The 13,274-nt window shown below is 57.9% G+C and carries 8 protein-coding genes, 1 tRNA gene and 1 rRNA gene; all 10 read left to right on the top strand.

The genetic code is table 11. The features are described 5' to 3' along the window. The first annotated feature begins 44 nt into the window (after nt 1–44). Nucleotides 45–119 (top strand) — tRNA-Glu (locus H8K20_RS13070). A gap of 163 nt (nt 120–282) precedes the next feature. After that, nucleotides 283–399 (top strand): 5S ribosomal RNA (rrf, locus tag H8K20_RS13065). A gap of 386 nt (nt 400–785) precedes the next feature. Beyond that, nucleotides 786–974, top strand: a complete 189-nt coding sequence (locus H8K20_RS13060; RefSeq protein WP_186488711.1) for a hypothetical protein — start codon at nt 786–788, stop codon at nt 972–974. 168 nt (nt 975–1,142) lie between these two features. Next, nucleotides 1,143–1,616, top strand: a complete 474-nt coding sequence (locus H8K20_RS13055) for a hypothetical protein (RefSeq protein ID WP_186488710.1) — start codon at nt 1,143–1,145, stop codon at nt 1,614–1,616. A gap of 853 nt (nt 1,617–2,469) precedes the next feature. Beyond that, on the top strand, nt 2,470–4,317 hold the full coding sequence (locus H8K20_RS13050; protein WP_186488709.1) for an alpha amylase C-terminal domain-containing protein: 1,848 nt from the start codon (nt 2,470–2,472) through the stop codon (nt 4,315–4,317). A gap of 15 nt (nt 4,318–4,332) precedes the next feature. Continuing rightward, complete coding sequence (locus H8K20_RS13045) at nt 4,333–5,520, top strand: glucose-1-phosphate adenylyltransferase (protein WP_341480862.1); 1,188 nt, start codon at nt 4,333–4,335, stop codon at nt 5,518–5,520. A 13-nt stretch (nt 5,521–5,533) separates the two neighbouring features. Beyond that, the gene (gene glgD, locus H8K20_RS13040; RefSeq protein WP_105204453.1) at nt 5,534–6,664 is read left to right on the top strand and encodes a glucose-1-phosphate adenylyltransferase subunit GlgD; all 1,131 of its coding nucleotides are present in this window, start codon (nt 5,534–5,536) and stop codon (nt 6,662–6,664) included. Nucleotide 6,665: 1 nt separating this feature from the next. Beyond that, nucleotides 6,666–8,174 (top strand): glycogen synthase GlgA, encoded by a 1,509-nt coding sequence (gene glgA / locus H8K20_RS13035; protein WP_207721585.1) that lies wholly within the window; start codon nt 6,666–6,668, stop codon nt 8,172–8,174. Nucleotides 8,175–8,394: 220 nt separating this feature from the next. Continuing rightward, on the top strand, nt 8,395–10,836 hold the full coding sequence (locus H8K20_RS13030) for a glycogen/starch/alpha-glucan phosphorylase (protein ID WP_105204455.1): 2,442 nt from the start codon (nt 8,395–8,397) through the stop codon (nt 10,834–10,836). A 200-nt stretch (nt 10,837–11,036) separates the two neighbouring features. Continuing rightward, nucleotides 11,037–13,043 (top strand): glycoside hydrolase family 13 protein, encoded by a 2,007-nt coding sequence (locus H8K20_RS13025; RefSeq protein WP_186488708.1) that lies wholly within the window; start codon nt 11,037–11,039, stop codon nt 13,041–13,043. The last annotated feature ends 231 nt before the right edge of the window (nt 13,044–13,274 follow it).

Below are 13,274 nucleotides of genomic sequence, written 5' to 3'. Positions count from 1 at the left end.
TAATCAGTGGGTCCCGGGTTCGAGTCCCTGATGGTGCACCACATGGCCCGTTGGTCAAGCGGTTAAGACACCGGCCTCTCACGCCGGTAACGGGGGTTCGATTCCCCCACGGGTCACCACAACGCAGAGCGTTGTGGCTAGAAAAACCCTTTGATGAACGGAGTTCATCAGTTTTGCTGGAGCAAAACACAGTGTTTTTCGGGTCACAGGGCAAAACGAGAAGGCGGCCGGAGACCTTTTTTGACAAGTTGGGTACAGCGAGAGCTGATATTCATATATAGAGTCGGTGTTGATGACGCATAGGATCCACCTGTTCCCATCCCGAACACAGAAGTTAAGCTATGTTGTGCCGAAGATACTTGGCGGGAAGCTGCCCGGAAAAATAGGTAGACGCCGACACAAAAAGACCACCTGAATAAGGTGGTCTTTTTTGTGTTTATATATCTCTACATGTCCAATTTATGTGTTTTGCCCCAAACACTGATTTTTCCTGTGTATTATTCTAATAAATAGGTACTGTTTGCACATAAACGCCAAAGATCTCGCCGTTTAAATGATATTCAAATGTCACCGCTTGTAAAAGGAACAGCCCTGTGCTACATTAAAATTACAGAGAGGACTTTCCCGCTTTTCGACATCTATCCCATAGATGATCTCCACATTTTATAGGGATAGCGCATAGAAAAACCTACCCTAGAACTTGCTGCTCTTACCTGCAAAAAGGGGTGATACCCGTGGACCGGTCTTCCCGCGACAATCTTTTTACACGAAAAACTGGTGGTGCAATGCTCACGCGTACCGTAAGTGACAATCGCCGTCACCACTGGGGCTATACGCTGGCAGCTGTTTTGTTTTTGCTGCTGATAGCTGTGTTGGTGGCGATCCCCATCCTCTGCTGGCTCAAAGATGGCACCCCTACAGAGGAGAATCTGCCCAGCGTACCTGCCGGCATAACCACTGACTTTATGTTGTGACGATGCGTAGTGCGCTCCCTTAAACCGCGCCCGCCGCTTCTAAAATCGTTGTCTCCCGGTACTGCTTGACATACGTAGGTAAATGGCGGTATTTTGCCGCTGTACTGGCACATTATAATAACAGATCGTATTTACAAGACCAACAGCGCAAAAAGTGAGGTGTCTGATATGGATGACCGCTCTGCCCGCAATCTGCCCAACTTAAAAAGTAGCCGTGAGGTATTCATCAAGCCGCTGCCGCCCAACGAGCGCGGCCGTCACAAAGTGGCCTACACCGTAGCCGCTGTCATTTTGGCACTGGTGTTGCTGGCTCTGATCCTGCTCCCTGCGCTCTTTCCCAAAGGTTTTCACTCTGTCGACTATGAACCGGGACCCGACGCAAACGCGACCGTACAGGTCGCGTTTTTTTATGCCCACCATAAAGAAATAAGATCATGGCCACATTATCACCTAAAAACAAAAAGGCAAAAAACCAATGCAGCATATACGTATACGGTTAACAAGGCCGACCTGGTTGTCCCCCGCATCATCATCAGTAAACCTAATCCACTCCTGAAAATTGACTGCCTAATATCTTTTTACCGCTGGCAGATACACAAACTAGGTGAGTTTTCCCTCTGCTCCGTCACGCAGCGAATATGAACATGAGCATGAATTCGCCCGCCGATTATATAGAGCAAGCAGTGCCTTTTTCAAAAATGTCACGCTTGCTGCCTAATCGTTTTCCCCAACTTTTACCTACAGTAGCGATCTTCTACTTTGCCCAGTAGTCGGCATGTCCTGTTTCACCTATACGAACCTCGTCGATCAGGCCTCCGCTCCTCCAGTCACCAGTCACCATTCACTGCTATATTCCATACGAACCTATCCTGCCGCCGCACCCATAATATTTATAAATACAGCCAACAGTCAGCGGCCACTCCTCCAGGGCGCCCCATCCCACTACCAGACCCTACCGGTTTCCAAGCTTTAATTCCCACAATACCTACCCTCATTTCGAAACCACTCTTTGCATCTGGCAAGCTGTCTGCCTTCCATCTACAGTCTCCCGCTCCCGCGGTCAGCCATGCTCCATGATTTCCCCTGACTGCCGGTCATTTTCAAGGCAAAAGTTTCGTCCCTTTTTACAGTCTCTCTGCCGCTTTTTCGTACAAGCTGTGCAGCGATCTCGCCACTTGAACGAGCGTTCTGTTCAATAGAACGAAAAAAGCCAAACAAAAATTGCCAAAAGGGAGAAATCAAAGAACTATCTAAAAAATAGTATAAACAATAAATAAATCGTGATATAATGAAAACACAAAATATAGGCAAAATGTTACATTGATGAGTAACTTTTCAGGTATCTGTGTGCACAGACGCCTTGCGTTTTTGTTGTCGCTTTTGCCTATTGGTCAGGGCGGCACAGGCTCGGTCAAAGCTGCACTGCGGCTGACAAAGTCCAAGCATTTTAGCACGGCACCTGTAATACTATTTATAAAGAGAGGGCAGAGAGCGTATGGGGACAACAGAAATTTTTACCCAGTCCGATAGGCAGCGCTTCGACAGCGGCGAACTCGACGTCTGCCAGCAGTTGCTGGGCTGCCACTACATAGAAGAGGACGAGCAGCACCGCTTTTCCGTGTGGGCCCCCAGTGCCCAGGCGGTGCACCTGGTAGGCGATTTTAACAGCTGGGACGACACCGCCACCCCTATGCAGCAGCAGGGCGGCATCTATAGCTGCCAGGTGTCGGGGGTCAAAAACGGCTGCAACTACAAGTACCTGGTCACCGGGGCCGACGGCGTCCGCCGCTATAAAGCCGATCCCTATGCCCTATACAGCGAAGTTTGGCCCGATACCGCCTCTCGCGTGTGGGATATCACCCATTACGCCTGGCAAGACAGCATCTACATGCGCAAGCGGGGTCGCCGCCCCGGCCGCGAAGACGCGGTCAACATCTACCAGATGCATCCCAGCTCCTGGCGGCGGCACGATGACGGCACCGCCTACACCTACCGCGACTTGGCGCAGGAGCTGCCCGGCTACCTAAAGCAGATGGGCTTTACTCATGTGCTGTTCATGCCCATCTGCGAGCACCCCCACGACGGCAGTCTCGGCTACCGTGTTGCCGGTCTCTTCGCCCCACTGTCGCAGCTGGGCACCCCGCAAGAGCTCATGTACCTCATCGACATGCTCCACCGCGAAGGCATCGGCGCCCTGCTCGACTTTCCCGGCGCAGCGCTGGCTGAGGGGCAGCACACGCTGGTCCGCTTTGACGGCACCGACCTCTACGAGCAGCCGCCCCAGGCCGGTCAGCCGCCGCTGCTCGACCTGCAAAAGCCGCAGGTGCAGAGCTACCTGCTCTCGGCCGCCTGTTTCTGGCTGCGCACCTACCATCTGGATGGTCTCTGTCTCGACGGGACAAGCCACCAGTCCCCCGGCGATACCGGTTTTGTCAGGCGCCTGGCGGCCGCCGCCCGCTCCATCTATCCGCGGGCACTGCTCATTGCCCGCGGCGGCGAAGGCGATCCCGCACTCACGCTGCCGCAGGAGGAGGGGGGCGTCGGGTTCGATATGGTCTTGCGCGGCGACTATCCCGGCGAGATGGCTGCCTATGTGCAGATGGACCATCTCTTTCGCCGCGACTACCACGACAAGCCAGTCCTGCCCATCGACCAGCGGGGCGACAACACCTTCCTGCTGGGCTACCCATACAGCCAGGTGATGGGCGGCCGCCACTCGATGATCGAAGGCTGCTTTGGCGACTACTGGCAGAAATTTGCCACCCTGCGCGCCCTGTACGGCCTGCTCTACGCCCAGCCGGGCAAAAAGCTGCTGTTCATGGGCGACGAATTTGCCCAGTTCGTCGAGTGGGATACCGACGGCTCGCTCGACTGGTTTTTACACGAGTACGATTCCCACGCCGGCATGTCCCGTTATATCGCCCGGCTGGGCCGCATCCTCACCAAATACCGGGCGCTGTACGAAGACGATCGCGGCGACGGGGGCTGCAGCTGGCTGCAGCGCGACGACCGCGACAACAGCGTGCTGGTGTTCATGCGCAACTCCAGGCCCTGGCGGGGCCGGGTGCAGCACATCGTCTGTGCGGTCAACTTCACCCCGGTGGTCCGCTACCACTACACCGTGGGGCTGCCCGGTAAAGGGGTGTTGCGCGAGATACTCAGCAGCGACGACGCCCGCTACGGCGGCAGCGGCGTCAAAAACGCCAAGGAGATCGCTGTCCGCGGCGAGTCTTACGCCGGTTTTGCGGCGAGTGCAGAAATAACGTTGCCCCCACTGGGCGCTGCGTTTTTTGAATATGTACCGGCCAGCAGGCTGTCCGGTACCGGCAGAGCAAAAAACTAGGAGGCAGGAGAGATGATTACCAAAAAGAGATGTGTGGCAATGCTTTTGGCCGGCGGTCAGGGGAGCCGCCTGGGCGTACTTACCAAAAAGCGCGCCAAACCGGCCGTTCCCTATGGGGGGAAGTATAAGATTATCGATTTCCCCCTCTCTAACTGTGCCAATTCCGGCATCGATACGGTGGGCGTGCTCACCCAGTACGAGCCGCTGGAGCTCAACGAATACGTGGGCACCGGCGCCCCGTGGGACCTGGATGCCAGCAGCGGCGGCGCGCTGGTGCTGCCGCCCTACATGAGCGGCCAAAAAGGGGAGTGGTACTCCGGTACCGCCAACGCCATCTATCAGAATATCAACTTTATCGAGCGCTACGACCCCGACTACATACTGGTGCTCTCCGGCGACCATATCTATAAGATGGACTACTCCAAGATGATCGACTACCACCGCGAAAAAGGTGCCGACGCAACCATCGCCGTCATCGAGGTCCCCATGGAGGAGGCCTCCCGCTTTGGCATCGTCAACACCGATGAGGAGGGCCGCATCGTCGAGTTTGAAGAGAAGCCCCCGGCCCCCAAATCCAACACCGCCTCGATGGGCATCTATGTGTTCAACTGGAAGACCATCCGCAGCTACCTCATGCAGGACAATGACGACCCCCACTCCGACAACGACTTCGGCAAAAACGTGCTGCCGGCCATGCTGGCGGCGGGCGAAAAGATGTATGCCTATGTGTTCAAGGGCTACTGGAAAGACGTGGGCACCATCGAGAGTCTGTGGGAGTCGAACATGGAGCTGCTCGACGAGACCCCGCAGCTGGATCTGCACGAGGACGGTTTCCGCGTCTACACCCGCAACTACGCCAAGCCGCCCCACTACATCGGTGACGGCGCCCGGGTGAAAAACTCCATCATCGGCGACGGCTGCAAGGTGCTGGGCGAAGTCGAGAACAGCGTGCTGTTCCCCGGTGTCACCATCGGCCGCGGCACCACCGTGCGCGACAGCATCATCATGCAGGAATCCGATATCGGCAAAGCCTGCACCATCGACCGCGCCATCATCGACGAGGAGGTCACCTGTGAAGACGGGGTGGTCATCGGCGGCGACAAAAAGATCACCGTGGTCGGCACCGGCGTGTACGCCACCAAAAATTCAGTGATCGCCGAGGGCGATATGATCGAGCCCGGCAGAGTGCTCAAACAGGATTAGGGGGAAGTAGATTATGATGCGCAACGACGTATTCGGCCTGGTCTATGCAGGCGAGGAAAATATCAATCTGCGGGAGCTGGTGAACCTGCGCTCGGTGTCGGCGCTGCCGGTCGGCGCCCGCTACCGGATGATCGACTTCACCCTGTCCAATATGGTCAATTCCGGCATCCGCAACATCGGTATCATCCCCAAGAAAAACTATCAGTCGCTCATTGACCACGTGGGCTCCGGCAAGGAGTGGGATCTCAACCGCAAAAACGACGGTCTGTTCATCCTGCCCCCCTATGACACCTTCGAGAACACCGGCTCCTACAACGGTCTGGTCGATACCATCAAAGGTGCCGCCGCCTATCTGCGCCGGGCCCGGCAGAAATACTGCCTGCTCACCGGCTCTTATACCCTGTACAGCGGCACCTATAACGAGATGTTCGAGCAGCATATCGATACTGGCGCCGACATTACCATCCTCTATAACGAGGAGAAAAAATGCGCCGAGAGCGGCGGCCATTTCAAAGATCTACGGCTCACACTCAACGACGACGGCCGCGTCACCGACATGCAGTACAAATCCCAAAAATCCAGCGAGAAAAAGGTGGCCATGGATGTCTACCTCATCCGCAAAGACCTGCTGGAATACCTGGTCGACGACGCTATGGCCCACGGCAAATACAACCTCATCACCGACGTGTTCATCAAAAATATCAAGAGCCTCAAGATCTACGGCTACCGCCACAACGGCTACGTGGCCCGGCTCAATTCCACCTCCGCCTACTACAAGACCAATATGGACTTTTTGCGGCCCGAGGTGCAGGAGGACCTGTTCAGCAAAGACCGGCCCATCCACACCAAGGTCAAAGACGGTGCCCCCGCCAAATACGGACAGAGCGCCGTGGTTAAAAACAGCCTCATCGGCTCCGGCTGCATCATCGAGGGCGAAGTGGAAAACAGCATCCTGTTCCGCGGCGTGTACGTGGGTAAAGGCGCCAAGATCAAAAACAGCATCGTCATGCAGGACGGCCGGGTGTACGAGAACACCTCGCTGGATCAGGTCATCGTCGATAAGCGGGTCAATGTGCGCCCCTACTCCAACTTAAAGGGCAACGAGAGTTACCCCCTCATCATCCCGAAAGGTGCGGTGGTCTAATATGGCCGAGACGAAAAAAACAACAGCCAAAAAACCGGCGGCAAGACCCCGGACCAAAAGCGTCAAAAAGCCGGCGCCCAAGCTCAAACTACTCATGGTGGGGGCGGAATGTGTTCCCTTTGCCAAGACCGGCGGCCTGGCCGATGTGATGGGCACCCTGCCCAAAGACCTCATCGCCCTGGGGATCGACTGCCGGGTGATGATCCCCTTCCACAGCGAGGCCAAAAAGAAATACGCCACCCAGACCGAGCACCTGGCCGACTTCAAGATGTTTTTGGGCTGGCGCGAGGTCTACGTGGGGGTCGAGAAGCTGGAGCTGGGCGGCGTCACCTACTACTTTATCGACAACGACTACTACTTCGGCGGCTGCCCCATATATAAAGGCGGCTACGAGGAGGGGGAGCAGTACGCCTACTTCACCCGCGCCGTGCTGGAGTGCCTGGAAAAGATCGATTTCATGCCCGATGTGATGCACGTCAACGACTGGCACACCGCCATGATCCCCATGCTCATCAAGGCCCAGTACCAAAATCGGCCGCAGGGCGGTATAAAAACGGTGTTTACCATCCACAATATCATGTATCAGGGCCAGTTCGACTTCGGCGTGGTGCACGACTGGCTGGATGTAGACCCCCGCTACTACACCCCCGACTTTATCGAGATGGGCGGCAGCGCCAACTTCATGAAAGGCGGCCTGGTCTTCGCCGACAAGATCTCCACCGTCAGCCCCAGCTATGTGGAGGAGCTCAAGACCCCGTATTACGCCTACGGCCTGCACGGGGTGCTGGCCTCTAGGGCCGACGACTTCGTGGGCATCTTAAACGGCATCGACACGGTGGAATTCGACCCCGAGAACGACGCCTACGCCCCCTACCACTTCTCGGCCGGCGACCTGGCCGGCAAACAGCTGTGCAAAGAGGCGCTGTTTGAGGAGCTGGGTCTCACTGTGCCCCCCACCACCCCCCTCATGAGCATGGTCACCCGTCTCACCCACCAAAAGGGCCTTGATCTGGTCATGCGCGTATTCCACGAGATCATGGAGGAAGATGTGGCGGTGGTCATCCTGGGCACCGGCGATGCGATGTACGAAGACTTTTTCCGCCAGATGGAAAAACAGTACCCCGGCCGGGTCTGCGCCTACATCAGCTACTCCAACGCCGTGGCCCACAAGTTGTATGCGGCCAGCGACCTGTTCCTCATGCCCTCCAAGTTCGAGCCCTGCGGCATCTCGCAGATGATCGCCCTGCGCTACGGCACGCTGCCCATCGTGCGCGAGACCGGCGGCCTGCGCGATACCGTATTCCCCTACGACGAGCAAAACGGGGCCGGCAACGGCTTTTCGTTTACCAATTTTAACGCCCACGACATGCTCTACGTCATCCGCTACGCACTGGAGACCATCAGTGACCCGGAAAAACGGAGCAATTTAGTCAAAAATGCCTTTGCCTGTGACAACGCATTTGCAGTCTCCGCGAAAAAGTATTATGATATGTTTACAAGCATAGCATAGTAACAACTGCATTTTACGAAAACTACACCGAGCAAAAGGCCCATCCGGACCGAGGGGCGCAGCCCCGCATCGGTCCTTACACTTTCGCAATACAGGGGACATGGGAGCAGACCGAAGAGGTGTAAAAGCCTGTTCGGCCTGCTCTGTCTTGTAAGGGGCCAGTCACCGCAATCGCTATGATGACAACACCGTTTTTTAGGATATAAGGGGTTATTAGTTTATGAGACAACCAAAACAGTCCGCCGAGGTCAAAAATATCGTCGGCAAGCTCAAACGGCATTTCGGCAAAACGCTCGAGAACGCCACCAAAGAGGAACTCTATAAGGCCAGCGCCATCTGCATCCGCGACGAGATCATCGATAAGTGGGTGGCCGCCAACGCCCAGGTCGAAAAGCGGGGCCTCAAGCGGGTCTACTACATGTCCGCCGAGTTTCTCATGGGCCGCGCCTACACCAATAATCTGGTCAACCTGGGCCTCAAAGAACGCTATCAAAAGGCGTTTTCCAGCTTGGGTCTCGATCTCGACGACATCGCCTGGCAGGAGCGCGACGCCGGTCTGGGCAACGGCGGCCTCGGGCGCCTGGCGGCCTGCTTTTTAGAGTCGCTGGCCACCCTCGATCTGCCGGCCATCGGCTGCGGCATCCGCTACGAGCACGGCCTGTTCCGCCAAAAGATCGTCGACGGCGAGCAGGTCGAGATGGACGACAACTGGTTAGAAGACGGCTGCGTGTGGGAGATGGAGCGCCCCGACGAGGAGGTCGAGGTGCGCTTTGGCGGCCACGTAGAGGAGTTCTGGGACGAGGCCGGCATGCATGCGGTGCACAAAGATTACAGCACCGTCATCGCCGTCCCCTACGACATGCCGGTCGTCGGGTACGAGAGCAAAATGCCCGCCACCCTGCGGCTGTGGAGCGCCCGCTCCAAAGATCCGTTCGATATCAAGACCTTTAACCAGGGCCAATACCTGCAGGCCATGCAGGAAAAAGAGCTGGCCGAGTCCATCTGTAAGGTCCTCTACCCCGACGACAACCACGAACAGGGCAAGATCCTGCGGCTCAAGCAGTTTTACTTCTTCACTTCCGCCACCATGCAGAGCATGGTCCGCTCCCACAAAGAGCGCTATGGCGACCTGCACACGCTGCCCAGCCACGTGGTGGTGCAGATCAACGACACCCATCCCACACTGGCCATCCCCGAGCTCATGCGCATCCTCATGGACCAGGAGGGCTACACCTGGAGCGAGGCCTACAACCTGGTCTCCCGCATCTTCAACTACACCAACCACACCATCCTCTCCGAGGCGCTGGAGTGCTGGGACGAGAATATGTTCAGAGCCCTGCTGCCGCGCATCTACTCCATCGTGCAGGAGATCAACCAGCGCTACTGCGAGCGCCTCAACCGCTACTATCCCGGCGATATGGACCGCATCAGCGATATGGCGGTGGTGGCCTACGGCCAGATCCGCATGGCCAACCTCTGCGTGGCGGTGGCCAGCCACGTCAACGGCGTCTCCCAGCTGCACGGCGAGATCCTCAAAAACCGCCTGTTTGCCGACTCGTATAAGATCTACCCCCGCAAATATCTGGCCATCACCAACGGCATCACCCACCGCCGCTGGCTGGCGGTGGCCAACCCCGGTCTCACCGCCCTCATGACCGAGTATATCGGCGACGGTTTTATCAAAGACTATACCCAATTTGAAAAGCTGATGGACTTTGTCGAGGACGAAGCTTTCCTCGCCAAATACGCCCAGGTCAAAAAAGAGAACAAGGTGCGCCTGGCCCAGTACCTGCAGCGCACGCAGGGCATCACCATCAACCCCGACTCGATCTTCGACGTGCAGGCCAAGCGCCTGCACGAGTACAAGCGCCAGCTGCTCAAGTGCCTGCACATCCTCTACCTGTATAATGCGCTGGCCGAAAACCCCAACATCATCACCACCCCCATCACCTTCATCTTTGCCGCCAAGGCCGCCCCGGGCTACGCCCGCGCCAAAAATATCATCCGGCTCATTAACGCCATCGGCGACCTGGTCAACAACGACCCGCGCAGCAAAGACAAAATGCAGGTGGTGTTCATCGAGAACTACGGCGTCTCCATCGCCGAGCTGCTCATCCCCGCCACCGATATCAGCGAGCAGCTGTCCACCGCCGGGCTGGAGGCCTCCGGCACCGGCAACATGAAGTTCATGATGAACGGTGCCATCACTCTAGGCACCATGGACGGCGCCAATATCGAGATCTTCGACGAAGTCGGTAAGGATAACATCTATATCTTCGGCGCCAACATCCAGCAGATCAGCCAGATGCAGGCCCACAAGAGCTATCGCCCCGGCGAGCTGTTCGAGAAGAACCTCCACGTGCGCGACGCCATCAACCGCCTCATCGACGGCACGCTGCCCGGCGTCTCCGCCCACCAGTTCTCCGACCTGTACCAGTCGCTGCTGTTCGGCGATTTCGACGGGGCCGACAAGTACTTCGTACTCTACGATCTGCCCTCCTATATCCACCGCTTCGCCAAGGCCTATGCCCTGTACTGCGACAACAGCCAGGACTGGTACAAAAAGGCGGCCATCAACACCGCCAAGTCCGGCTTCTTCAGCTCCGATCGCACCATCTCCGAGTACAATCGCAGCGTCTGGAAACTCGAAAAACTCAAGTAGTCTGGCCCGCGTCGGGCAATAAACAGTACGCTGTAAACTGTATAGTTCTCACCAGACTTCACCAATTCACCAGCTGTCAACAGCTCCCACCAGCGCCACACGCCCCGGCTTTGCCCGGGCGTGTGGCGCGTCGTGGAGTTTATGGGTGCACCCGCCGGGTGCCGCCCCCCACACTCTCTAAAAAGGCAGGAACACGCCCTATGACCTCTATGCAGGACATCCGCCACAACAGCGCCCTGTGCGCCTACCGGCTGCCTATGGGCGCCGTCTGTACCGGGCAAAAAGTCACCCTGCGCCTGCAGGCCGACCCCGCCCAGGTCGAAGGCGTCACCGTGCGCATCTTCATAAATGACCAGGGGCAGGATCACCCTATGGCCCTCGACCGCGAGGGGCTGTGGTCCTATACCTTTACCGCCCAGGCCGCCCCCGGTGTCGACTGGTACTATTTCATCATCCACACCATCGCCGGCCACACCCTGTACATGGGCCTGCCCATGGGGCAAACAGCGGGGGAGGGGCAGCTCTACGATGTGCCGCCCTGCTCGTTCCAGCTTACCGTGTACAAGCGGGGCTTCACCACCCCCGACTGGTTCAAGCGCTCCACCATGTACCAGATCTTCCCCGACCGCTACAGCTGCGGCGACCGGGCCGGCGCCCAAAAAGGGCTGGAGTACCACCGACAGATGGGCCGCCTGGTATACCCACACCAGCGCTGGGACGAGCTCCCGCTGTACGAGCCGCTGCCCGGTCAGCCCTACTACGCCCCCTGCGACTTTTTTGGCGGCGACTTAAAGGGTATCGAGCAGCACCTCGACGACCTGCGCGACCTGGGGGTCACCGTGCTGTACCTAAACCCCATCGTCGAGGCCGCCTCTAATCACCGCTACGACACCGCCGACTACAAAAAGGTCGACCCGGTACTGGGCAGCGAACAGGACTTTATCCACCTCTGCCAAAAAGCCGCTACCAAGGGGATCCGCATCCTGCTCGACGGGGTGTACTCCCACACCGGCTCCGACAGCGTCTACTTCAATAAAAACGAGAACTACCCCGGCCCCGGCGCCTATCAGGGCAAGCAGTCGCCCTACTACAAGTGGTATCAATTCGGGGCCGACCGCGACGACTACAAGAGCTGGTGGGGCTTTGACACCTTACCCGAAGTCGACGAGGAGGCCGCCGACTGGCAGCAGTTCGTCATCACCGGCAAAGACAGCGTGTTTAACACCTGGCTGGCCCGGGGCGCCGCCGGTTTTCGGCTGGACGTAGCCGACGAGCTGCCCGACGACGTCATCGAGAAGATGCGCACCGCCCTCAAGCGCCACAGTAAAGACGACGTGCTGCTGGGCGAGGTGTGGGAAGACGCCACCATCAAAGAGAGCTACGGCGCCAAGCGCACCTACGCCCTGGGTCAGGGCCTCGACAGCGTCATGAATTACCCCCTCAAAGAGGGACTGGTCCGCTATCTGCTCGGCGAGCAGTCGGCCGGGGCACTGGTCGATCTGCTGCTCATGCAGCGGGTCAACTACCCCCAGCACATGTACTACTGTCTCATGAACCTGCTCTCCTCCCACGATATCGCCCGCATCCGCACTCGGTTGGCCACCGGCCTTACCGGTCAGGGCATGGACCGCCCCAGCCAGGTGGCAGCCACCCGGGCCATCACCCCCGCACAGGACCAGACTGCCGCCGCCCGGCAAAAGCTGGCTATGGCGGCTATATTCTCGCTGCCCGGGGTACCCTGTATCTATTACGGTGACGAGTGGGGCATGCACGGCCTGCAAGATCCCCTCAACCGCGGCCCCTTTATGCGCCGCGACCGCGATATGGCCGCCTTTACCAAGCGGCTGTCGGCGGTACGCACCGGCAGCGACGCGCTCAAGACCGGTCACGTGGGCTTTGTCCACTACGGCGATGACCTGCTGGGCATCCTGCGTCTCTGTGGCCGCGAACACGACTTTTTTGGTGCCCCGGCCCAAAACGGGGTCACGCTCACCCTTATCAACCGCGCCGATGCCCCCTGCACGCAGACGATCGATCTGCACGCCATCACCAGTGGTCTCAACGCCGCCGGCCTGCACCTGCTGCGGCGGCACAGCTATGCGCTGGCGGTAGACCTGCTCAGCGGCCACAGCGTCGATGTGGCCCGCAGCAAGTTCACCGCCACCCTGCCGCCGCTGTCCGCCGCCATCTTCCAGTTAAAGCCCTAGTGTGCGGTATGCGGCCCTGTGAAAGTCCCACCGCCGATAACGGTGCAAGCTGCCCCTATACGCCCCAGTTACAAACACAGGGGTGGGGTGCCCCCTCATAAACTGCCAAAGAGCCACCGGTTATGCCGGCGGCTCTTTTATCTGCCACAACATCAGTATAACGTATGCGCCGCCCAGCCCCACAATAGGCCCGGCCCGCTGCAAAGTTACATCTGTCCCACCCAGAATAGA

It is taken from the genome of Neobittarella massiliensis (ex Bilen et al. 2018), from assembly GCF_014269355.1.
Lineage (GTDB): Bacteria > Bacillota > Clostridia > Oscillospirales > Ruminococcaceae > Neobittarella > Neobittarella massiliensis.
This window is presented reverse-complemented; position numbering and strand designations above follow the sequence as displayed.

Excerpts from the sequence above, each read along its gene's own strand:
- H8K20_RS13060 (WP_186488711.1), top strand. The coding sequence starts at position 786 with ATGCTCACGCGTACCGTAAGTGACAATCGCCGTCACCACTGGGGCTAT.
- H8K20_RS13055 (WP_186488710.1), top strand. The coding sequence starts at position 1,143 with ATGGATGACCGCTCTGCCCGCAATCTGCCCAACTTAAAAAGTAGCCGT.
- H8K20_RS13050 (WP_186488709.1), top strand. The coding sequence starts at position 2,470 with ATGGGGACAACAGAAATTTTTACCCAGTCCGATAGGCAGCGCTTCGAC.
- glgD (WP_105204453.1), top strand. The coding sequence starts at position 5,534 with ATGATGCGCAACGACGTATTCGGCCTGGTCTATGCAGGCGAGGAAAAT.
- glgA (WP_207721585.1), top strand. The coding sequence starts at position 6,666 with ATGGCCGAGACGAAAAAAACAACAGCCAAAAAACCGGCGGCAAGACCC.
- H8K20_RS13030 (WP_105204455.1), top strand. The coding sequence starts at position 8,395 with ATGAGACAACCAAAACAGTCCGCCGAGGTCAAAAATATCGTCGGCAAG.
- H8K20_RS13025 (WP_186488708.1), top strand. The coding sequence starts at position 11,037 with ATGACCTCTATGCAGGACATCCGCCACAACAGCGCCCTGTGCGCCTAC.